Source organism: Oceanobacillus saliphilus (genome assembly GCF_023522835.1).
Classification (GTDB): Bacteria; Bacillota; Bacilli; order Bacillales; family Amphibacillaceae; genus Oceanobacillus; species Oceanobacillus saliphilus.
The window spans coordinates 29,406-48,328 of record NZ_JALCZU010000004.1; the positions used below are offsets into that span (position 1 = coordinate 29,406).

Annotated in this window: 22 protein-coding genes, 1 other RNA gene and 1 riboswitch; of the genes, 4 read left to right on the forward strand and 19 right to left on the reverse strand. The window is 38.6% G+C overall.

Annotated elements, in window-relative coordinates:
- Nucleotides 1–53: 53 nt before the first annotated feature.
- The 6 genes from MN204_RS08170 to MN204_RS08195 form a co-directional block, all read right to left on the reverse strand.
- Nucleotides 54–557: a DNA-deoxyinosine glycosylase gene (locus tag MN204_RS08170; RefSeq protein WP_249870600.1), complete on the reverse strand. Its 504-nt coding sequence runs from the start codon at nucleotides 555–557 to the stop codon at nucleotides 54–56.
- A gap of 990 nt (nucleotides 558–1,547) precedes the next feature.
- Nucleotides 1,548–2,108, reverse strand: a complete 561-nt coding sequence (locus tag MN204_RS08175) for a sugar O-acetyltransferase (protein WP_249870601.1) — start codon at nucleotides 2,106–2,108, stop codon at nucleotides 1,548–1,550.
- 26 nt (nucleotides 2,109–2,134) lie between these two features.
- The gene (locus tag MN204_RS08180; protein WP_249870602.1) at nucleotides 2,135–2,467 is read right to left on the reverse strand and encodes a DJ-1/PfpI family protein; all 333 of its coding nucleotides are present in this window, start codon (nucleotides 2,465–2,467) and stop codon (nucleotides 2,135–2,137) included.
- 47 nt (nucleotides 2,468–2,514) lie between these two features.
- Entirely contained in the window at nucleotides 2,515–3,132 is a 618-nt protein-coding gene (locus MN204_RS08185; RefSeq protein WP_306798631.1) for a YdcF family protein, read from the reverse strand.
- A gap of 153 nt (nucleotides 3,133–3,285) precedes the next feature.
- Nucleotides 3,286–3,663, reverse strand: a complete 378-nt coding sequence (locus MN204_RS08190) for a hypothetical protein (RefSeq protein ID WP_249870603.1) — start codon at nucleotides 3,661–3,663, stop codon at nucleotides 3,286–3,288.
- The gene (locus tag MN204_RS08195; protein ID WP_249870604.1) at nucleotides 3,609–3,920 is read right to left on the reverse strand and encodes a hypothetical protein; all 312 of its coding nucleotides are present in this window, start codon (nucleotides 3,918–3,920) and stop codon (nucleotides 3,609–3,611) included. Before MN204_RS08195 ends, MN204_RS08190 begins: the two co-directional genes overlap by 55 nt.
- Nucleotides 3,921–4,064: 144 nt before the next feature.
- On the opposite strand from MN204_RS08195, the gene MN204_RS08200 reads away from it, so the two are divergent.
- On the forward strand, nucleotides 4,065–5,033 hold the full coding sequence (locus MN204_RS08200) for a DMT family transporter (protein WP_249870605.1): 969 nt from the start codon (nucleotides 4,065–4,067) through the stop codon (nucleotides 5,031–5,033).
- 18 nt (nucleotides 5,034–5,051) lie between these two features.
- Here MN204_RS08200 and MN204_RS08205 read toward each other — a convergent pair whose 3' ends face one another.
- Entirely contained in the window at nucleotides 5,052–6,491 is a 1,440-nt protein-coding gene (locus tag MN204_RS08205) for a DHA2 family efflux MFS transporter permease subunit (RefSeq protein WP_306798632.1), read from the reverse strand.
- Between the two features lie 144 nt (nucleotides 6,492–6,635).
- Here MN204_RS08205 and MN204_RS08210 point away from each other — a divergent pair, with 144 nt between their 5' ends.
- Complete coding sequence (locus MN204_RS08210) at nucleotides 6,636–7,202, forward strand: nucleotidyltransferase family protein (RefSeq protein ID WP_249870606.1); 567 nt, start codon at nucleotides 6,636–6,638, stop codon at nucleotides 7,200–7,202.
- Nucleotides 7,203–7,347: 145 nt separating this feature from the next.
- Here MN204_RS08210 and MN204_RS08215 read toward each other — a convergent pair whose 3' ends face one another.
- The 7 genes from MN204_RS08215 to MN204_RS08245 all read right to left on the reverse strand — a co-directional run bounded on the left by MN204_RS08215 (nucleotide 7,348) and on the right by MN204_RS08245 (nucleotide 12,130).
- A complete protein-coding gene (locus tag MN204_RS08215) occupies nucleotides 7,348–7,719 on the reverse strand; it encodes a VOC family protein (protein WP_249870607.1) in 372 nt (123 codons plus the stop codon).
- Nucleotides 7,720–7,979: 260 nt separating this feature from the next.
- A non-coding RNA gene (gene ssrS, locus MN204_RS08220) (6S RNA) lies at nucleotides 7,980–8,165 on the reverse strand.
- A 56-nt stretch (nucleotides 8,166–8,221) separates the two neighbouring features.
- Nucleotides 8,222–8,479: a sporulation protein gene (locus MN204_RS08225; protein WP_438804696.1), complete on the reverse strand. Its 258-nt coding sequence runs from the start codon at nucleotides 8,477–8,479 to the stop codon at nucleotides 8,222–8,224.
- A 3-nt stretch (nucleotides 8,480–8,482) separates the two neighbouring features.
- A complete protein-coding gene (gene sspL / locus MN204_RS08230) occupies nucleotides 8,483–8,623 on the reverse strand; it encodes a small, acid-soluble spore protein L (RefSeq protein ID WP_249870608.1) in 141 nt (46 codons plus the stop codon).
- 155 nt (nucleotides 8,624–8,778) lie between these two features.
- Nucleotides 8,779–9,543 (reverse strand): alpha/beta fold hydrolase, encoded by a 765-nt coding sequence (locus MN204_RS08235; protein ID WP_249870609.1) that lies wholly within the window; start codon nucleotides 9,541–9,543, stop codon nucleotides 8,779–8,781.
- Nucleotides 9,544–9,591: 48 nt separating this feature from the next.
- Nucleotides 9,592–10,314 carry a DUF421 domain-containing protein gene (locus tag MN204_RS08240; RefSeq protein WP_249870610.1) on the reverse strand — a complete coding sequence of 241 codons (723 nt, stop codon included), beginning with the start codon at nucleotides 10,312–10,314 and terminating at the stop codon, nucleotides 9,592–9,594.
- Nucleotides 10,315–10,525: 211 nt separating this feature from the next.
- Nucleotides 10,526–12,130, reverse strand: a complete 1,605-nt coding sequence (locus tag MN204_RS08245; protein WP_249870611.1) for an acyl-CoA synthetase — start codon at nucleotides 12,128–12,130, stop codon at nucleotides 10,526–10,528.
- 170 nt (nucleotides 12,131–12,300) lie between these two features.
- Between MN204_RS08245 and MN204_RS08250 the strand changes: the two genes are divergently transcribed.
- A complete protein-coding gene (locus MN204_RS08250; RefSeq protein ID WP_249870612.1) occupies nucleotides 12,301–12,456 on the forward strand; it encodes a hypothetical protein in 156 nt (51 codons plus the stop codon).
- A 161-nt stretch (nucleotides 12,457–12,617) separates the two neighbouring features.
- Here MN204_RS08250 and MN204_RS08255 read toward each other — a convergent pair whose 3' ends face one another.
- The 3 genes from MN204_RS08255 to MN204_RS08265 form a co-directional block, all read right to left on the reverse strand.
- Nucleotides 12,618–13,226 (reverse strand): 3'-5' exonuclease, encoded by a 609-nt coding sequence (locus tag MN204_RS08255; RefSeq protein WP_249870613.1) that lies wholly within the window; start codon nucleotides 13,224–13,226, stop codon nucleotides 12,618–12,620.
- A gap of 88 nt (nucleotides 13,227–13,314) precedes the next feature.
- Nucleotides 13,315–14,007 carry a CBS domain-containing protein gene (locus MN204_RS08260; protein ID WP_249870614.1) on the reverse strand — a complete coding sequence of 231 codons (693 nt, stop codon included), beginning with the start codon at nucleotides 14,005–14,007 and terminating at the stop codon, nucleotides 13,315–13,317.
- A 144-nt stretch (nucleotides 14,008–14,151) separates the two neighbouring features.
- Entirely contained in the window at nucleotides 14,152–15,090 is a 939-nt protein-coding gene (locus MN204_RS08265) for an MBL fold metallo-hydrolase (protein WP_249870615.1), read from the reverse strand.
- Between the two features lie 371 nt (nucleotides 15,091–15,461).
- A riboswitch (SAM riboswitch) is annotated at nucleotides 15,462–15,566 on the forward strand.
- Nucleotides 15,567–15,793: 227 nt separating this feature from the next.
- Here MN204_RS08265 and MN204_RS08270 point away from each other — a divergent pair.
- Nucleotides 15,794–16,897 (forward strand): 5-methyltetrahydropteroyltriglutamate--homocysteine S-methyltransferase, encoded by a 1,104-nt coding sequence (locus MN204_RS08270; protein WP_249870616.1) that lies wholly within the window; start codon nucleotides 15,794–15,796, stop codon nucleotides 16,895–16,897.
- Between the two features lie 56 nt (nucleotides 16,898–16,953).
- On the opposite strand, the gene menC is transcribed toward MN204_RS08270, so the two are convergent.
- Both menC and MN204_RS08280 read right to left on the reverse strand, forming a co-directional pair.
- On the reverse strand, nucleotides 16,954–18,069 hold the full coding sequence (gene menC, locus MN204_RS08275) for an o-succinylbenzoate synthase (RefSeq protein WP_249870617.1): 1,116 nt from the start codon (nucleotides 18,067–18,069) through the stop codon (nucleotides 16,954–16,956).
- Nucleotides 18,070–18,138: 69 nt separating this feature from the next.
- Nucleotides 18,139–18,918 (reverse strand): GNAT family N-acetyltransferase, encoded by a 780-nt coding sequence (locus tag MN204_RS08280; RefSeq protein ID WP_249870618.1) that lies wholly within the window; start codon nucleotides 18,916–18,918, stop codon nucleotides 18,139–18,141.
- Nucleotides 18,919–18,923: the final 5 nt, after the last annotated feature.

An 18,923-nucleotide genomic window follows, 5' to 3' on the forward strand; every position in this document is an offset into this window, starting at 1 on the left:
ACTTTCCTTGCTTGCTGAAATACAAAGTTCACACCACCACATCACCATTACATCTATAAATAATCCAGAATTTTGCTCCATTCCTCCACTTTACCTTCGAATGTCTTTGTATAGCGCCCTGGAATTGGGCTAGTTGATGGCATCTTCACCACTTCAACCGCTCTAAGGTTTTCTTTGGGGAAGTTTTTTGTGAAAGTTTGATATGACTTTGTTCCGTTACATGCAATTAATTGTATCGATGGATAATCTTGAAGTAGCCCCATGATGTCATTTGGCTCCTCTTCCCTAATACTAGCATCAAGACTTCCTTCACGATAACAGGAACCAATGGAATCCCACAGTGCTATTCCATGGCTTTTAATAAACTTGATTTTATTCTCGTAATCCTCTAATGGCTGTACATTAAATAAGTGAAACATTATCGGCCAAAAGTGGTTTCGCGGATTCCCGTAGTATTCATCTTTTGCCAATGACATCCCACCAGGCATCGATCCGAGAATAAGCACTTTCGGTTCTCTCGGCAAAACTGGCGGGAATGAATTAAGTTTTTCAACCATCACAAGTCACTCCAATTTCATGATGTGTACGATAATAATGATAAACTAAAAAAAATATCATCGTCAGGGAGCTTCCCTTACTATGATATTCTATCTCCATCCGGAACATCAAGTGTACGGTTGAAGTTTTAGCACAGATGTTGTTCAATTCTATGTTTCGTTTCATTCCACACAGGATTAGGATTACCTACTACTTATACCTACTCACTTTTCACATAGTTAAATAAGATGAAAAATAAACTTTAGTAGCATGAGGTGGGTTGGAGATAACTGTTTAAAACTCTATTAACTGTTAGACTTCATCGGAGTTGATATAAAATGCGACGTAACTTCTTTTTATGTTAAACCTAAAACACCTGATAATGGAAAATAGTTTCTCAGGCCGTCGCTCTGGGAAATACACTTACGGTTCGCGGGCGGCTGGTGAGCCAACTTGCGCTAAAGCGCTGCGCTGTCTCACCGATGCCTCTGCTCCCGCAGAAGTCTCCGTGTATTTCCCAGAGCTAGTTAGAGGATTGCTCATAAATAATATTGCAGGTGAACAAGGACTAGTGATATTAATGATTACGAATCTCTTTAGCTTGTTATAAAAATGCTGAATGCAATCAAATTTAATCCAAAAGCTTCAATAGCTCTTGTTAGGATTTCTTTTTTGAAAGAACTCCCATATCAGCAGCCCGTATACACGGAGACTCCAGCGGGAGGAAAGGCATCGGTGAGACACTGAAATGCGTAGCATGAAGGGGCTCACCAGCCGCCAGCGGAAAGCGAAGTGTATACGGGCTGCGGTTGCCGAAGTAACTTGTTTCCATTACCAGCTACATAGATAGCAGTTAGTTGGAGTTCACAATAACTACTAAGCATATTAAGCAAAAAATACGAAACCCAGCCTTACTTTTTCAAGTTAGTAAGGCGGATATTTATATCTTACCAAGTATAACCCAGCGAAACGATTGAACTATTTTATTGGTTCGAAACTTGAATAACGACTTATATTTCCAATTCTTTAATTACTCTGGCCGGATTGCCACCTACAACTACATTGTCGGGAACTTCCTTTGTAACGACTGCTCCGGAGGCTATAACAACATTATTACCGATCGTTACACCTGGGTTAACAATTGATCCCCCACCAAGCCAAACGTTGTCCCCGATTGTGATTGGCTTCCCATATTCGATTCCAGCTTTTCTCTCATTGGGATTCAATGGGTGGGTTGCAGTGTACAGGTGAACACTTGGAGCCATAAAACAGTTATCTCCGATTCTCACTTCACATACATCCAAAATAGTACAATCAAAATTAGCGTAAAAATTTTCCCCTACATGGATGTTGTAACCATAATCACAACGAAAATTCGGTTCTATATAGAGAGTCTCTCCTGTTGAGCCAAACAGCTCTTTAAGCATTTTCGTACGTAATTCATCTTCTTCCTCTGTCGTTTGATTATATAACCTCGTCATTTTTCTGGCATGCAGTCGTCCCGCTACTAATTCTGCGTCTGCGGGATTATACAATTCACCATCAATCATTTTCTGTTTTTCCGTTTTCATATGATGTCACTCCCAATTATTATCCATCATCCATTTCCTTTGCAAAACTGCAGCGCCTTTTCTGCTTGCTGCTCATTACGCCACATACCTAAAAGATCCCCAACAGCTATGGTGAATTCAGGAAATGCCGATCCTTTTGCAGTAATTATGTTATTCCCTGTTTCAACTTTTTCTCCTGTATACACAGCACCAATGAATTTATCTTTATTGTGTTCATATGTATGGGGAAGACAAGTAAATTTGTGCCCCTGAAGAATCCCTGCTTCCCCTAACAGTGTAGCAGATGCACACATAGAAGCAATGGGAATGCCCATCGAATATGCCTCTTTTAGAAATGCTGCGCTCGTTTCGTTATCCAATACTTCTTCCATTCCGATAAAAATTTATTGTTAAACTGCCGAATGAATTATTCAGATAGTTCAACTTCCTCGTCCATGATATATCCTAGCTTCACATAATTAATAAGCTTTTCGGTTTCCATTTTTACTCTTTTCCTTCCATAGGCATGGTTAAACCAGTTGTCCTGTTTTGTTGTTGTATCATTCACCACACATAAAGAATAGGCTATCCAGGAAGGCATAAATGTTTTCAAGCATAAATGCATTCTGCGCATATGAATATTAGTTGTGACTACAATCAGCCGCTGGATATGATGTAATCCCAATGCCCGGTCAAGCACGAGCAAGGAAGCCAGGACATTTTCTTTCGTATGTAATGATACATCTTCCACTAAAATATCTTCAGCAGGTACTCCTAATTCAATCGCTTTATCTCGAAGTAATGTTGCTTCCGGCAAGTCTGTGCCTTCCCAAATCACTCCACCGGAAAACAAGATTTTCTTTGCCCTTCCTGCCTTATATAGTTCAACTGCTTTCGGTAAACGATAGATCACTGCCTTACTGCTTCCGGGAACAAAAATACAATCTCCTTTTTTATGATCATCTTCCAAATTATTAAAAAGCAACGCTGTTATTTGCATATCAGAAAGCTTCTCCGGATGTAATTGTGATATGTTTATCTTCATACGTCATCTCCTGTTTCGTTAGTGGGTAGCCACACTTCTCTCCACCAGTAAATAATTTGATTGGTTTGAATACATAAGTTATACACAACACTAAATCACGGGACAAAATTCCTATCGCATGACCACATCAGCACATCCTATCTATTCAACTCGCTACATTTTTTCTTTCCTCTTCCAGCTTTTTATTTTTTCGATAAGCACTTCATAATAGGGCGGAATTTTTTTAAGCCAGTACCAGACATCGAGGAACAAAAACCACCAAACAATAAAATAAAAGTGTGTAAGAATGATAAATAAAGACCATAGATCTCGGTTTTGGAACTGTGACATAACGTATTCATACTCATTCAGCCCCTCAGGTCTCCCGATAAAGTAAATGAATCCAACAAGTGGAATAAGCAGTGATAAAATGATTGTAATGGCGGCTAATGCGCTATATAGTTGCCGAACCCAATAAATAATTCCACTGATCAATGTCAGGAAAATAAAAATATAATAAGCAATCCAAAACCAATTTGGTAAAGTTTCCATTCTAATCTCCCCTTAGCAAACTTTGGCATACGCAAAGCCTTTTGGGCGAATGCCAAAGTTTCACTTATAACCTTCTCTTTATTTAATTCGGCAAAGAAACAAATCATCCTGCTTAAATAATAAGAAATCCCCATAGAAAACATTGCCCTCCTATAGTGAATAAGTAGTAATCTTTTTTCCAAACTGGTCATCACCATATATCCGAAACAGAAGTTGTCTATGATAACTCCCGAAATCCTTCTATATTTAACTTGCATTCTCTCTCCTCCTCTCAAGTTATTCAAACAATCTATTTATATGAAGAAAGAGATGACATTTTTAATTTTTTGATAATTAAAATATTCCATAGTAAAATCTGTTATGATAATCTTATGTTTATTTCCCACAATTGAGGTGATCTTTTGAAAGCTATCTGTATCGGTATTTTCGGGGCATTATTTTTCTCTGTAACGTTTGTATTGAATCGGTCGATGGAACTGGAAGGCGGAAGCTGGGTATGGAGTGCCTCGCTGAGATATATGTTTATGCTGCCAATTCTGTTTCTCATTGTCGGTTATAAACGCAACATTAAACCGGTCATCATACATATGAAAAAAAGACCGATGCCATGGCTGGTATGGAGTACAGTTGGATTTGGCCTATTCTATGCCCCCCTGACATTCGCAACAATCTATGGACCTGGCTGGCTTGTGGCAGCAACCTTTCAGCTTACGATTATCGCAGGTTCACTACTTGTACCTTTTCTGAATCGAAAAACGAAACAGCGTATTCCAATCCAGAGTATTTTCATATCGCTCATTATTCTTTTGGGCGTGTTCATTATGCAGGTTGAACACGCCTCATCTGTTCCGCTTATTTCTGTCATTCTATGTGTCGTCCCTATCATCATTTCCGCATTTGCATACCCGCTCGGCAATCGCAAAATGATGCTAGTGGCAAATGGAGAGCTGAATACTTTCCAACGCATTCTCGGTATGACCCTTGCTTCGATGCCATTTTGGATCATGCTTTCCATATATGGAGCTGCTGCACATGGTTTGCCTACTGGAAGTCAGGTTGTTCAGACGTTTATCGTTGCTGTTTCATCCGGAATTATTGCAACGGCATTATTTTTCTATGCTACCGAAATGGTTCAACATGACAATCAGAAATTAGCCGGGGTCGAAGCCACCCAATCTGGGGGAGTTGTCTTTGCTTTAATTGGTGAGATATTGCTATTGAGTGCACCTTTACCAAGTAACGTTTCTTTCATCGGAATGGGACTTGTCCTTCTCGGAATGATATTGCATAGTGTTGTCTCTTCATTAGGAAATCGAAAGAAAATAGAAATCTACCAAAAAGTTGCAAAAAAAAATGATGGCACTCTTTAAGAGCAGCCATCACTTTTTCTATTCATTTCCTTCAGCTTTCATGCGGGCTCTTTCTTCCGCAGGGGTACCACCTTTGATCATAAACGACAATATCAGTCCAATTAATGAAAGGACAGTTGCAACGTAGAATGCCATATTAACACCATGAATAATTTCTTCAGGCTGTGCATTCGCTCCAGTGTTTAACGCTGTTGTAGTCATAACCGTTACTAATACGGCTGTTCCAATGGAAGCAGCTACTTGTCGCATCGTATTTGTCATGGCAGACCCATGTGCCAGCAACCGTCTCGGAAGCTGATTTAACCCTTGCGTTGTTGCAGGCATCATAATCATCGATATCCCAAACATTCGAATCGTAAAAACAATAGTAAGATACGCCAGTGATGTATGTGCACTCAAGTTTGTGTACAGAAAAGATGTTACTGTTAGCAGGGTCAAACCAATAATAAGAAGATATCTTGCTCCAAAGCGATCAAATATCCGGCCATTTACCGGCGACATAAATCCCATCACCAATGCTCCCGGCAAAATCATCATACCGGATTCCAAAGCAGTGAAACCAGCCATATTTTGCATATAGATTGGCAATATAGTCTCTGCAGCAATTAATCCAATAAACGCTATCATACCGATTACAGTCGTCATCGTGTACACTTTATTTTTAAAAATCCGAAATTCCAGTATAGGTTGTTTCAGTTTGAACTGACGCAGAATGAATAACGTAAGCGAAATCGCACCAATCAGTATAAAACTAATAACAATTATATCTGTCCATCCGTAATTTCCCGCGCTGCTGAATCCATACAACAAACCGCCGAAACCAAGTGTCGAGAGAAAGATAGATAGAAAATCCACTTTCGGAAAGGTCCGTTCCGTTATATTTTTCATGACAAAATAGGCAATTAACATGTTGATTGCTGCCAGTGGTAATACTAGAATAAACAAGGATCGCCAGTGATATTGTTCAACGAGCCATCCAGATATTACCGGACCAAGTGCCGGAGCAAAACCAATGACCAACCCGACCATCCCCATGGCAGTGCCCCGTCTTTCAATCGGGAATATTAACAGGAGAATTGTCATCATTAGTGGCATCATCACACCAGCACCAGCAGCTTGAACAATGCGCCCGGTCATTAGCACAGCAAAATTCGGAGAGACCGCACAAATTAATGTCCCAAACGTAAATGCACCCATAGCCGTCAGAAACAAACGCCTTGTCGTGAATGTATCTATTAGAAACGCTGTGATTGGTATCATTATTCCATTCACCAGCATAAAAATTGTTGTCAGCCATTGAGCCGTATTCTCTGTAAGATTCAAATCGCGCATGATATGCGGGATTGCCGTTGCGAGCAATGTTTGATTTAAAATTGCCATAAAAGCTCCCGTTATGAGTACTGCAACAATAGGAGTCTTATTTATTTTTTTATAGTCCTCGATTTCATTTTTCCCCAATAATTTTCTCCTTATAGTTACGTAATATATTGAATTATATGGAAGTGAACATGAAATGTCTATAGATAATTCAAATTAACAATAGAATACAAGCTGTCCTAGATTTTGATTAGCTACTATAATACAAGTAGCGAGGTGAAACTTTTGAAACTGGAAAATGAAGAAGACATAATTCAACAAATCAAAAATGATGCTTGGATGATGGAAATCCTAAAAACAGCACGCACATTAGAATTGCCTGATTGGTGGATTTGCGCTGGATTTGTTCGTTCAAAAATCTGGGATGAATTGCACGGAGGCGACAAGCGAACCGAAATGGCAGATATTGATGTTGTCTACTTTGACAAGAGAAATACAGATGAATCCGCAGAAAAACGTCTGGAAAATATACTTATTGAATTATTGCCTAACGTTCCATGGTCTGTTAAAAACGAGGCTCGAATGCATCTAAGAAATAACGTTGACCCATACATCAGCACAATAGATGCAATCGCTAAATTCCCTGAAACAGCAACAGCATTAGGTGTTAAATTGGATGAGACAGGAGAACTTTGCTTAACAGCCCCACATGGCGTGCAGGATGTTTTAGATTTGGTTGTACGGCCAACACCATTATTTAAAAGCTCGAACAAACTAATGGAAAATTATTTAAAAAGAATCCAGGATAAAAAATGGCATGAAAAATGGAATAAAGTCACCTATTCTGATTGATACCCAAGGTTTGAATCTCCAATGACTACAGTCACGCGTGTTCTGGGCTAATTAATAAAATGCTTAACTGATTTTCCAAGTAGTGAGGACATGCAAGCAGTACCCACCTATCATAGGTAGTGGGTACTTTGGTAATCGCTAATCTTTATGTATTCCATTCCAAAAATTCGATACGATTTCCGAATGGGTCCCACACGTAGAATCGACTTGCCCCTGGTAATTTATCATCCATTTCATAATCCACTTTCCTGCTAGCTAAATATTCCACCATTTTTTTAATATTTCTCACTCGGATAGCTGGATGCGCTTTTTTCGCTGGTGTGAAAGGTTCCTCAATTCCAATATGAATATCCACATCACCCGCTTTAAACCATACTCCACCATTCTTCTGTAAGATGGCTGGCTTCTCCACTTCCTCCAATCCAAGCAATCCATGATAAAATTCTCGTGACTTTGCTTCACTCCCAACCGGAGCTGCCAATTGTATGTGATCAATCTTTTCATAATGAAAATCCATAAAATCCCTCCTCACGTATCATCATAGCTTCAAAAGCATGATAAGTATAATAGCAATACCAAATCTGTTTTGTAAAGATTTGCTTATATATGAAGCGGTCAGCACGTATAACCTAGGAGATGGGGGAAGTCGCTTGGTGTGGGGTTCTCTGGTTATTGAGTGGTGTTCCCGGGCAATGGTCCATCATCTTTCCCAATTTTTCCTGAAAAATTAAAAAGACCAGCCTCCCAATCAGGGAACTGGTCTCCAATAAGCTATGTATACAGGCCACAATTGCCGTATTTGTAATAGTAAGTTTTAAACCACCACTTCGCAAAGTGGGTGTTCGCAGAAACCTTCCTGTCTTCCACATCATCCGGCGGCACGACATTCCAATTTCGATGTAAAACTCCCTATCCATTCATTAGAGGTTAAAACTTATTTGAATACGAACATTGTAGCTTGTAAATATATAGTAACCTTTTTAGAGCAAAAGTTCAATGGTAAATTTTTACTATATTAATCAAAAGAGCTGTTCGAACACCTCGTTTAGTTCTTGGACCCTAATGTCGTTTTGAACATTCTTGGCATAGTCCAGTTCGTTTTCCAGTACCATATCAAGGTAATCCATTTCATTACCATCCAAATCATCGATGAACTTTTTTTCACTTGTATAATGGTTTGCTTCCAATTTACTTACTAGTTGCTGACACATATCATTCTCCATGTAATTCGACAATGATTCACGTAAGTATTCCAATGTGTTATCGATGGTAATCACCTCTTATATCTTTGTGTTTTTCTTTTTTGCACGTTGTTCAAGCTGGGACTTTGGCTCCTGGTTTGCTATATCCTTGGACAAACCCTGTGGATTTATGCTGGAATTTACTCGCTGTTTGCTCCAATTATCATTTTTCTTAGCCAACAAAAACACCTCCATTAAATAGTCTTTCAAGAAAACTCACTTTTATCCCACTTACAATTTTGCTGGTTGGTTCATTTATACTTTTTTATGATAAAACGCATTTTAAGCAGGATTGAATGCATAATTTTAGCATTGTAATTTAACATGTTCGTTTCCTACCTGCGAATAAAGTCTTTTAACAAACTATTTAATTCGTCCGAAGCCTTGGTAGGTACTTGGTGCATGACATTATCAATGAATACCAACTCCTGAAGCGGTAGTTTCTTTTGCAGCAAGTTCGCATAGTAGTGAAAGGGTTTATCGTTCACTCCGTATACGAGCAATACTGGTAAGTCAATACTTTTCAACTGAGCTGTGGAATTATACTGAAGAATGTACCGATAATACTGCCCAATATTTTTGGAATTACCTTTTCTGGATTCTCTCACCATTTTTTTAAACAGTTTTTTTGTATCCGCATTACTTATTGCCGCAACATATGCAAGAAAAGTGACCGCATCTTTCCTGGTGAAAAATATCCCTAAATGAATGAGACATTTCAAGAAAAGATGACGGGTTTCAGACATACCACCGATGACAATGCCACCCAATGACCGATCTGCAAATGTCTGCATAAATTCTAAAACGATTGATCCTCCTGTTGAATAACCACATAAAAATGTTTTATCAATATCGAGGTTGTCGAGTATTTTTACTATATCCTGCACGATTAATGGGTAAGTGATGTGTTCACTTGAAAAAGAACTATTGCCATGGCCTCTAATATCAAATGTAATAACTGTAAACTGTTTGGATAATTCCTCGATTTGGTATTGGAAATTGGCAGAAGTTAGTACAGGGGGATGAATAAATATAATCGGGACCCCACTGCCTTTGACAGAGTAGTAAATACTACCTCCTTCCAATTGAAGCATCGGCACGCAAATCACCTCGTTTTAGGAACTGGTATTTAGAATCAGAATATAATTTTAATGAGACAAGCGTGGGGGTTTTTTTACGATTTCTTTTTTTAGTGAAACATGTAAGTTATTCTCATAGTCAACAGATGCAAAGAAAACCGTATCAATGTCTGTTATATTCATACCTTTTAATTCCTGTCTTACCCATATTTCATCCAAACCTAAATCCTTCAATACATCTGTATATAGTTCTCCTTCCATAATAACTGGATAGGCGATGTCCGGTTGTTTGTTATAAATATTTAAATCTTCCATCGCAATAGATGCTTTGCTGGGCTTTTTTAATACGGATAAATTACCATTTGCCTCTATGATTGCCATTTTTACGATACTTATATCAAAAATATCTTTTTCCCGAAGCATCATCAGCACATTATCGATTGAATATTGTATTTTTTTCATGTTTTCGATGATAAACTTACCATCAGTGATGACTACAGTAGGCTCAAATGTTATAAGCTTACCTATTTTTCTATTTCTTATCTTCCATCTCGATACAAGTTTTTGTACAATTCCTATTAAGATAATTGCAACCGCTGTATGGATATGTCCGATATCCGGATCAGCAATATCAGCCCCGACAACTGCAGCAAGCGAAATCAAAATAAGAAAGTCAAAAACCGGGAGTTCTCCTATGGAACGCCTCCCCATAAACAAAGTTACCATCAGAATCAATGGCAGTATCGTGATAATTCTCAATAATAAAATCAAAAGCTCCTTGACCAACTCCACAGTATCACCTTCCTACGCGACTTAAGCAATGAGATGTATCTATGTATTAGAATGTCACAAATAACCAATTGCTATGTAGCAATTGGTTAGAAATCAGAAAATCGAATCGTGCATTTTATAAAGCAATACGTTGATCAACGAGAGGTACACTGCCAGTTTTATTGAATATTAAAAAAGAACGCTGTGGCTATCACAGCGTTCACACTCAGGATTATTTGCTACCTAAACCTTCATACTGCTCCCGCAGCGAACGTTTCAATACCTTACCGCTCGGATTTTTCGGTAATTCTTTGGTGAAATCCACATATTTTGGAATCTTGAATTTTGAAAGTTTTCCTTTGCAGTACTCGATAACATCATCTTGGGACAGGTTTGCACCATCTTTCGGCACAACTATAGCTGTTACAGCTTCAATCCAATAAGCATCTGGAATACTTATAACAGCTACTTCCGAAACTCCTTCCAGCTGATAGATTGCTTCTTCAACTTCTCTGCTGGAAACATTCACTCCACCGGTATTTATCATGTCCTTTTTTCGGTCCACTATAGTAATATAGCCATCTTCATCCATGATGCCGAGGTCACCAGTATGGAACCAACCATTCCGGAAAGCTTCAGCGGTTTTATCAGGGTCATGGAGATATCCTTTCATCGCATGCGGGGTGCGGTGAACAATTTCGCCTATTTCCCCGCGAGGCACCTCCTCGTCTTCATCATCGAAAATTTTCGTTTGGACATTTAAAATTGGAGTTCCTGCTGATCCTAATTTGGTTAATTGATCTTCCGGCTGCAGTACCGTAACTAATGGTGCCACTTCCGTCTGACCATAGCAATTCCATAATTTTGCATTTGGTAAACGTTCCGTGAGTTCCTTAATAACTTCTCTCGGCATAATAGCTGCACCATAATAACATTTTTTTAAGGATGACAGGTCACGCTTTTCAAAATCAGGGTGACGAAGCAAGGCAATCCAAACGGTAGGCGGGCAGAAAAGCTGCGTCACCTTTTCTTCCTCAATTGTTTTAAGAATAAGTTCAGGACTTGCTGCTCCCAATATAATTCCGCTCGATCCGATATATATTCCGGGGCCTAAAAATACATGAAGTTGGGCACTATGATAAAGTGGCAAGGCATGGATAGCCACATCATTGGCTTCCATTTTGGCATCAATAATGGTACTTACATATTCACTAATAATGCTTTTATGTGTTAGCATAACACCTTTGGGTCTCGATTCTGTGCCACTAGTGTACAGCACGTGTGCCAGATCATCATCAGCAATCTCAGCATCCACAAATTCTTTTGATTGGCCTTGACGTACTTTGGAAAGTGCTTTCCATGAAGAAAGCTCACTATGATAATCGATGTCGACATCCATCAAATAACGATGCTTGATCTCCATCCGTCCAGCCGACTGATCAAGTACGCGTGCATATTCCTCAGATGCAATAAGCCCACTGACTTCAGCATGTTCCAGAATATATCGGACATCCTCCTGTGTCAGCATATAGTTTATCGGAATCATGACAGCACCAATCCGTGCCAATGCAAAATTTGCCAAGACAAAATCCAGGCTATTCTTGGACATGACCGTTACCAAATCCCCTTTTTTCATTCCATCGTCTAAAAACGCTTGTGCAGTTTGATTTACGAGATCATCCAATTCAGAGTAGGTTAGCCGTTTATCATTGTAAGCGATTGCAAATTTATTCGGCATTCGATCACGAGTACGGGCTAGCAAATCACCTAATGTATTCCTTCTTGCGCGATCCAACATTTTAGCAAGTTCATCCTGTACTGTTGCTTCACTGTTCATTCCATCACTCCTTAAATGAATTAAATGGTGCGGATTCATGCTGAATATTCTTTTTTTTATTTTATTTCAGATAACTATGAATAGCAAGAAGTACGACTCCTTCTTTCGAATGCCTTATTTTGCTATACTAGTAATAATTAAGAGAAAATTTAAACAAGGGGAATTATTTTATGGAAAATGGATATTTTGTTGGGTGGGGAACTTTGGCATTAATCAATGCAGGGTTGGCACAAGGGAAAAACAGAACAGGCATCAACTGGTTTTTACTTTCACTATTGCTAGGACCACTCGCAACCCTCATCTTGCTATTCGTCGAAAAAAGATAGTCCGAAACGGTGCCTGTCACTCCCCGAAATTTGTCGAATGAAAAGGACGAAGCGTTAGTTGCTTCGTCCTGCATTCATTCAGATAGCGATAGCCTTCTGCTTCTTTATTGCAATCGGAAAGTATAAAAACGTTCCGATATCCATTCGTGCAACGAAGGCTGTCATCGAAAGGCTTTGTGAGAACCTAATTTTCTAGTTTTAGGTGGCGTATAACCTCGCTCATAAATTTTCCCTTTTGTTAAATGACACACATTCAGAAAGTTTTCCATCGATTCTGATTGATATTCTTCTATTGCCTTCATAAAAACTTTTGCTGCTACCCTGGCATCTTCCAAAGCATGGTGATGTTCAAAATCTATCTCATGGTGCAATGCAAGTGTGTTTAATTTGTGATTATCCAGTTCCGGCCAAATCTGCTGGGCTATTTTCACCGTACACAGATAGTCCATCGATGGATATGGCAGCTTAAAATAATCAAGCGTATTACGGATGACACTCATATCGAAGCTTGCATTGTGAGCAACTACCAAATGATCGGCTAAATAGGTATGAAGGGTCGGCCACAGCTCTGCAAATGTAGGAGCATCTTCCACATCCTCCTCCGTGATCCCATGAATATATGTATTGAATGAACGAAAATCCGTCAGTGGATTGATTAAACTATAAAACTCATCAATTATTTGATTTTCATTGGCAACTACCAGCCCCACTGCACATGGACTGTGGCGTTTTTCGTTTGCTGTTTCAAAATCTATGGATACGAAATTCATCGATTTCCCTCCTTTATTGGGATTGCAGGCTAATGTAATGAATAATTGAATTTATTCATACTTGCAACTTACCATACTAGTACACTTCTTAAATTTCCATTATATCCCAGTTTGTTACGATTCCTAGCAGTTCTCCCTTGGAAGTTCCATTTTCAGTTATGAGCAATGCCTCCAGGCGATTTCCATTTCCAATCTGTTCTCTAAAAATTTCCATTGCTTCGTAAACAGATGTCCCGGTTGATATGAACTTGTAATTATCAAATTTCTCACCCTGAAGGACTTCCATGATACTTGTTTCAAACAAAGGTCCCGTGTTTGTTTTTGTTCTTCTTGCAAGCCACTTGGCAATACCTTTATGTGTCACCAATCCTTGAAAATCATCTCCATTATAAATTGGAAATTTGGTAATACCTTTATGATTAATCACATCCAGAATATGATATAACGGATCATTTTGCTGAAAAGCTATCACTCTTTTTATAAAGAGCGGATCAACTTTCTTCGGTTGGGTAAGTTCCTGTTCAATTTTTTCTATACGATTCACTACAGAATCATGAGGCTCAGCGATCACAAAAGCCATATCAAGTCGATTATGGACAATGGCATTGCGTAATTCTGCAAATTCCAGCAGGTCATCCGTATACTGTTTGATAATTGCGTTCGATTTCTGCAGCACTCTCACGGCTCTGGAGAACCCAAGCTCCTTCTTCATAAGCATCGATTTCAGTTCTTTTTCAATTCGATTGAATGCTGTTAAAAATCTGTCTGAGTTTTTATACATGATAGAATCACCTATTGTTTTTAAATTTCTCTCTTTTTTTCATGAATCCATTCACATCATAGATTCTCTGATTATAGCTTCATTACGCTTTATCTCGTCGTTTTCACAAGACTACCACCCGAATAGATGCCGACGGTTACTGGATCATGTAGTTAAACTACCAAATAACACCTTGCCGTTTTCTTCCACTCTTCGTATGTACCCTAATGACTCCAAATAAATTAATCGTGTTAGAGTTGCCATAAATGGGCTTAGTAAAAAAGCCGGATTGATTGGACCGTATATTTCCTTACTCAATTCATTTGCGCTCTTCCCATTTTCGGTCATATAACCTAGAAGCTGGTCGAGGCGGTAATCATGTCTGTCTTTGATCCATTGAACTCTTGAGTCAAAGTCCAGTATTACCTCGCTATGACCGGGGAGAGCAATCTCAGTTGGGTAATTTTTCAAAATTTCTAGAGACTGATAGTATTCTTTCATTGGGTTTGTTTCCTCACCATTCCACAAACCGATTACAGGTGAAATATTATTTAATATATGATCACCTACGATCATGACCTTTCGATTCGTTTGATAGAACATGTATTGATCCGGCGCATGACCGGGAGCCCATATTACTTTATAATCATGATTGCCAAGCTGGATGATATCGTTTTCTTCAAAAAACCCATCCGGCTCAAAATCGTAAATAATAGAATCATCATGTAAACGATCAGGGAGGCCTTCTCCACCATGTCTTTTAATAAGCCCGTCCAACTTTTCTTTGGAACTTTTGAAGTTGCGGCCTTTAAGCATTTCCGTATAGCCTCGTCTGGAAGTGAAAACGGGCACACCAATTTGCTCTTGAAACCATTTAGCAAGACCTATATGATCCTGATGCGTATGTGTTAATACTACCTTTTCAACGACAACACCTGATTCCAAAAATGTTTTCCACGTATCCATTGCTTCCTTCGTATATGTACCCGTGTCAATAACCGTATAGCCATTATCACCTTTCAAAAGATAGCAATTTACTTCTCTCATCCCGCCAGGAAAGCGAACGACAAGTTTATCTATATTCTCAACTACATTAATTAGCATATCACTTTCCCCTTTTTTAGAAATCCCCATGCATTCTACCATAATGTTATTTTATCGTTACTCCTATTAATTGCAAGACAAATATCTCTGTCTGAACATCTCATGATTAATTCACAAGTGTTCTAGACTAGTAAATAAAAGTGTTTAGAAAACCAAAAGGACCATCATAACCCTGATAAAGGAGTTCGGCTATAAACAACACATCTGTCGTAACGACTTACTCCTTTTATTTTCATTGTAGACGGTGAAATTACAAATCAGGTTCAATTGGTAAATCTTTCAAAATAAAATAGATTTTCCGATTTCCATATTGACATCATAGAAATTTAGTTGTAATGTGTCTATTAACAAACTAACTTCATACGTAATTTTTCTTATCCAGAGAGGTGGAGGGACTGGCCCTTTGATACCTCGGCAACAGACTTGAAAAAGTACTGTGCCAATTCCAGAAGTAGTGTACTGCTTGAAGATAAGAAGAGAAATTAGTCATGACGTCTAACCCTCTTCTTTTCTTTGGAAGAGGGTTTTTTAGTATTTACAGGGTAACTCCCCTCCATCAAGACTTATGGCCAACTAGGAATTTCATTGAATCTTGATTTCTTTGAGGTGGTAGTCTTACGGATTCCAGTTACTTGGGAGAGATTATCCCAGCCTAAAACGCAGCAATAAACCAACCATTATATATCAGAAAAGAGGAAATAAAATGACAAAAACATTAGTGAAGGCACCATTTAAGGCAGATCATGTAGGAAGCTTTCTTAGACCCGATAAGTTACATGAGGCAAGAAAGGATTTTAAAGACGGGAAAATTTCTGCAAAAGCATTAAGAGAAGTGGAAACAATAGAAATCAAGCGAATTGTGGACAAGCAAATTGAAGTAGGTTTACAGGCAGTTACAGATGGGGAATTCCGCCGCAGCTGGTGGCATCTTGATTTCCTGGAAAATTTAAATGGTATTGAAGGCTATGAAAAGGAAAAGGGTTATATATTCGATGGTATTGAAACAGATAAACATCATATTCGAAACACTGGAAAAATCTCATTTAACCAAGAACATTTTTTCGTAAAAGATTTTATTGATTTTAAAGAAATTGTTGGTGGTCGCGCAATTCCAAAACAAACCATTCCGAGTCCCAATCAGTTATTTGAAGCAGGAATCCGGAATCCGGCCATCTATCCGGACATCGAAGAATTTGCCAACGATATTATAAAAACATACCAAGATGCAGTCAAAGCTTTTTATGATGCTGGTGTACGTTATTTACAGTTGGATGATGTATATATTGCAGGTCTTTCATCTCCAGACTTCCAATTAATTGACGATGGATATTCAAGAGAGCAATTAATCGATCTGGCAGTTCGTGTTATAAACGGCGCATTGGAAGCGAAACCGGAAGATTTATATGTAACCATCCATTTATGTCGGGGAAATTACCGTTCCGCATGGGCTTTCACTGGAAGCTATGCAGAAATCGCTCCTACATTATTTGCAAAAGGGAATGTAGATGGATTTTTCCTTGAGTATGACGATGATCGTTCCGGTAGCTTTGAACCACTTCACTATGTACCAGAAGGTGGAGCACGTGTGGTCATCGGTGCGGTTACCTCTAAATCAGGCAAACTTGAAGATAAGGAAGAAATTAAATCACGTATCCAAGCAGCTTCCGAATTCGTTCCATTAGAACAGCTTTGCCTCAGCCCACAATGTGGATTTGCCTCCACACATCACGGCAATCAATTAACAGAAGATGAGCAGTGGGCAAAATTGAAATATATTGCCGATCTTGCAAAAGAGATCTGGGGATAGCACATGTAACTAGCGAACAGCATTTTTCTTTTTATGCTGTTCGCTATAAATACCTATTAGAAATGGAAAACTTTCGTCCACTCTACATATTCATTCATTGCTGTGTCATCCATTTCATATCCTATCCCCGGCTGTTCGGGTACTTGGATGATTCCATTTTCTACAACAACTTCCGGTTTGATAATATCTTTTTCCCAATATTTCGAAGAACCTGCTGTATCACCGGGTAATACAAATTGATTTAACGTTGTCAGCGCTATGTTATGAGCTCTGCCAACGCCAGATTCAAGCATACCTCCACACCAAACAGCAATATTTCTCGCCATACAGAAATCATGTATTTTTTTAGCTTCGGTAAGTCCTCCAACACGCCCAATTTTAATATTAATAATCTTACAGCTACCAAGTTCTACCGCTTTTTTCGCGGTTTCCAAGGAATGAATACTTTCATCGAGACAAATAGGTGTTTTCAACTCGGATTGCAGTTTTGCATGGTCCACAATATCGTCAGATCCAAGTGGTTGTTCAATCATCATCAGATCTAACTCATCGAATTTTTGCAAATGGCCAATATCCTTTAGGCTATAAGCTGAATTTGCATCAGCCATCATAGGTAAATCGGGAAATTTGTTTCTGACCGCTTTTAAAATATCCAAATCCCATCCTGGCTTAATCTTGATTTTTATACGTTTATAGCCTTCGTCTACAGACTCCTGTATCGTATCAAGCAACTCTTGGACGGTAGGTTTGATTCCAATACTAACACCGACTTCTATTTCATTTTTTTCTCCCCCAAGGGCTTTTGCAAGGCTTTGATTTTCCCGCTTTGCATATAAATCCCAGACGGCACCTTCCAAGGCCGATTTGGCCATATTATTTCTTTTGATTGGTTGAAACAATTCGGAGACTTGATCAGGATGACTAATTTCATTTTCCTTTAAAATGGGAATAAGAAAGTCCTCCATGACATGCAAGCTTGTTTTCACGGTCTCCTCTGTATACCAGGGACTTGAAAATGCTACTGATTCACCATAGCCATGATTGCCCTTAACATCAATTACCTCTGTAATGAAAAATTCCTTATCCTGAAACGTACCGAAACTTGTACGGAATGGCTCTTTCAACTTCATATTCAGCTTGTGCAATTTCAATTGCATAATAGGTATGGACATCATCTCTCTCCTTAAAATACATATGAAAAACTATCCATTTCAAGACTTAAACGGATAGTTGCTTTAAATTTATTTCGTAAATACATAGAGGTTATAATCATATCCGGTAATAATAAAATCGTTTGCCTGGTATCCATCATCAAAAATTCTTTTTAAAATTGTTTTTGTTGCTTCTCTCCAGTTATTGGCAAGTGCAGAATCACGCTGCTTGATTGCTTGATAATCTGCTGGAATTGCTACAAACCAAACATCATTTTGCTTATGATAATGTTGATAATAATTTTCGGTAATGACCGGTGCAGTGTCTGAATTCATGTGAAGTAATATTTTTGTTTCATCTAGGTGAACCGGCTCTTTCACCTGACATCGTTCCCTGATGTCCCACATAATCTGTATCCGGTCTGAATGAATACTCTTACTGAATTCATCATTAAAATTGGCATATGTATTCGCTTTAAAATCAGTACCTATCGCTCCAAGCTTATGCAAATTAAAATGGGCATTTTCACTTTGCAGTGGGTCAAACGTCCACGTAATCATTTCATAACCCATTTCCTTTGCAAGGATGGCCTGTTCTATCTTCATCTTTTTTTCGATGCCTGCATTTCGATATTCCGGTAATATTCCGAGCATATGTGAACATAGATAAGCATTTTTTCCATCAAAACCAGGAAAACTGTAAAGGAAACCTATCATTCTGTCCTCATCATAAGCCCCTAAAATGATTCCTCCATTATTTAATCCTGTAAACGTTTGATGCAATGGGATTGATGGCTCTTTCCAGACTGTTTCTTCGAGATATTGGACTTCTTTTAATTGGTCCATTTTATTAAGTCGTATGATTTCCATGACAA

What these genes read in the sequence shown, in the direction of transcription:
- MN204_RS08195 (WP_249870604.1), bottom strand. Translation starts at nt 3,920, where the DNA reads ATGCAAGTTAAATATAGAAGGATTTCGGGAGTTATCATAGACAACTTC.
- MN204_RS08245 (WP_249870611.1), bottom strand. Translation starts at nt 12,130, where the DNA reads ATGAACAGTGAAGCAACAGTACAGGATGAACTTGCTAAAATGTTGGAT.
- MN204_RS08260 (WP_249870614.1), bottom strand. Translation starts at nt 14,007, where the DNA reads ATGTATAAAAACTCAGACAGATTTTTAACAGCATTCAATCGAATTGAA.
- menC (WP_249870617.1), bottom strand. Translation starts at nt 18,069, where the DNA reads ATGTCCATACCTATTATGCAATTGAAATTGCACAAGCTGAATATGAAG.
- MN204_RS08190 (WP_249870603.1), bottom strand. Translation starts at nt 3,663, where the DNA reads ATGGAAACTTTACCAAATTGGTTTTGGATTGCTTATTATATTTTTATT.
- MN204_RS08250 (WP_249870612.1), top strand. Translation starts at nt 12,301, where the DNA reads ATGGAAAATGGATATTTTGTTGGGTGGGGAACTTTGGCATTAATCAAT.
- MN204_RS08185 (WP_306798631.1), bottom strand. Translation starts at nt 3,132, where the DNA reads ATGAAGATAAACATATCACAATTACATCCGGAGAAGCTTTCTGATATG.
- MN204_RS08265 (WP_249870615.1), bottom strand. Translation starts at nt 15,090, where the DNA reads ATGCTAATTAATGTAGTTGAGAATATAGATAAACTTGTCGTTCGCTTT.
- MN204_RS08175 (WP_249870601.1), bottom strand. Translation starts at nt 2,108, where the DNA reads ATGAAAACGGAAAAACAGAAAATGATTGATGGTGAATTGTATAATCCC.
- MN204_RS08215 (WP_249870607.1), bottom strand. Translation starts at nt 7,719, where the DNA reads ATGGATTTTCATTATGAAAAGATTGATCACATACAATTGGCAGCTCCG.
- MN204_RS08170 (WP_249870600.1), bottom strand. Translation starts at nt 557, where the DNA reads ATGGTTGAAAAACTTAATTCATTCCCGCCAGTTTTGCCGAGAGAACCG.
- MN204_RS08270 (WP_249870616.1), top strand. Translation starts at nt 15,794, where the DNA reads ATGACAAAAACATTAGTGAAGGCACCATTTAAGGCAGATCATGTAGGA.
- MN204_RS08255 (WP_249870613.1), bottom strand. Translation starts at nt 13,226, where the DNA reads ATGAATTTCGTATCCATAGATTTTGAAACAGCAAACGAAAAACGCCAC.
- MN204_RS08280 (WP_249870618.1), bottom strand. Translation starts at nt 18,918, where the DNA reads ATGGAAATCATACGACTTAATAAAATGGACCAATTAAAAGAAGTCCAA.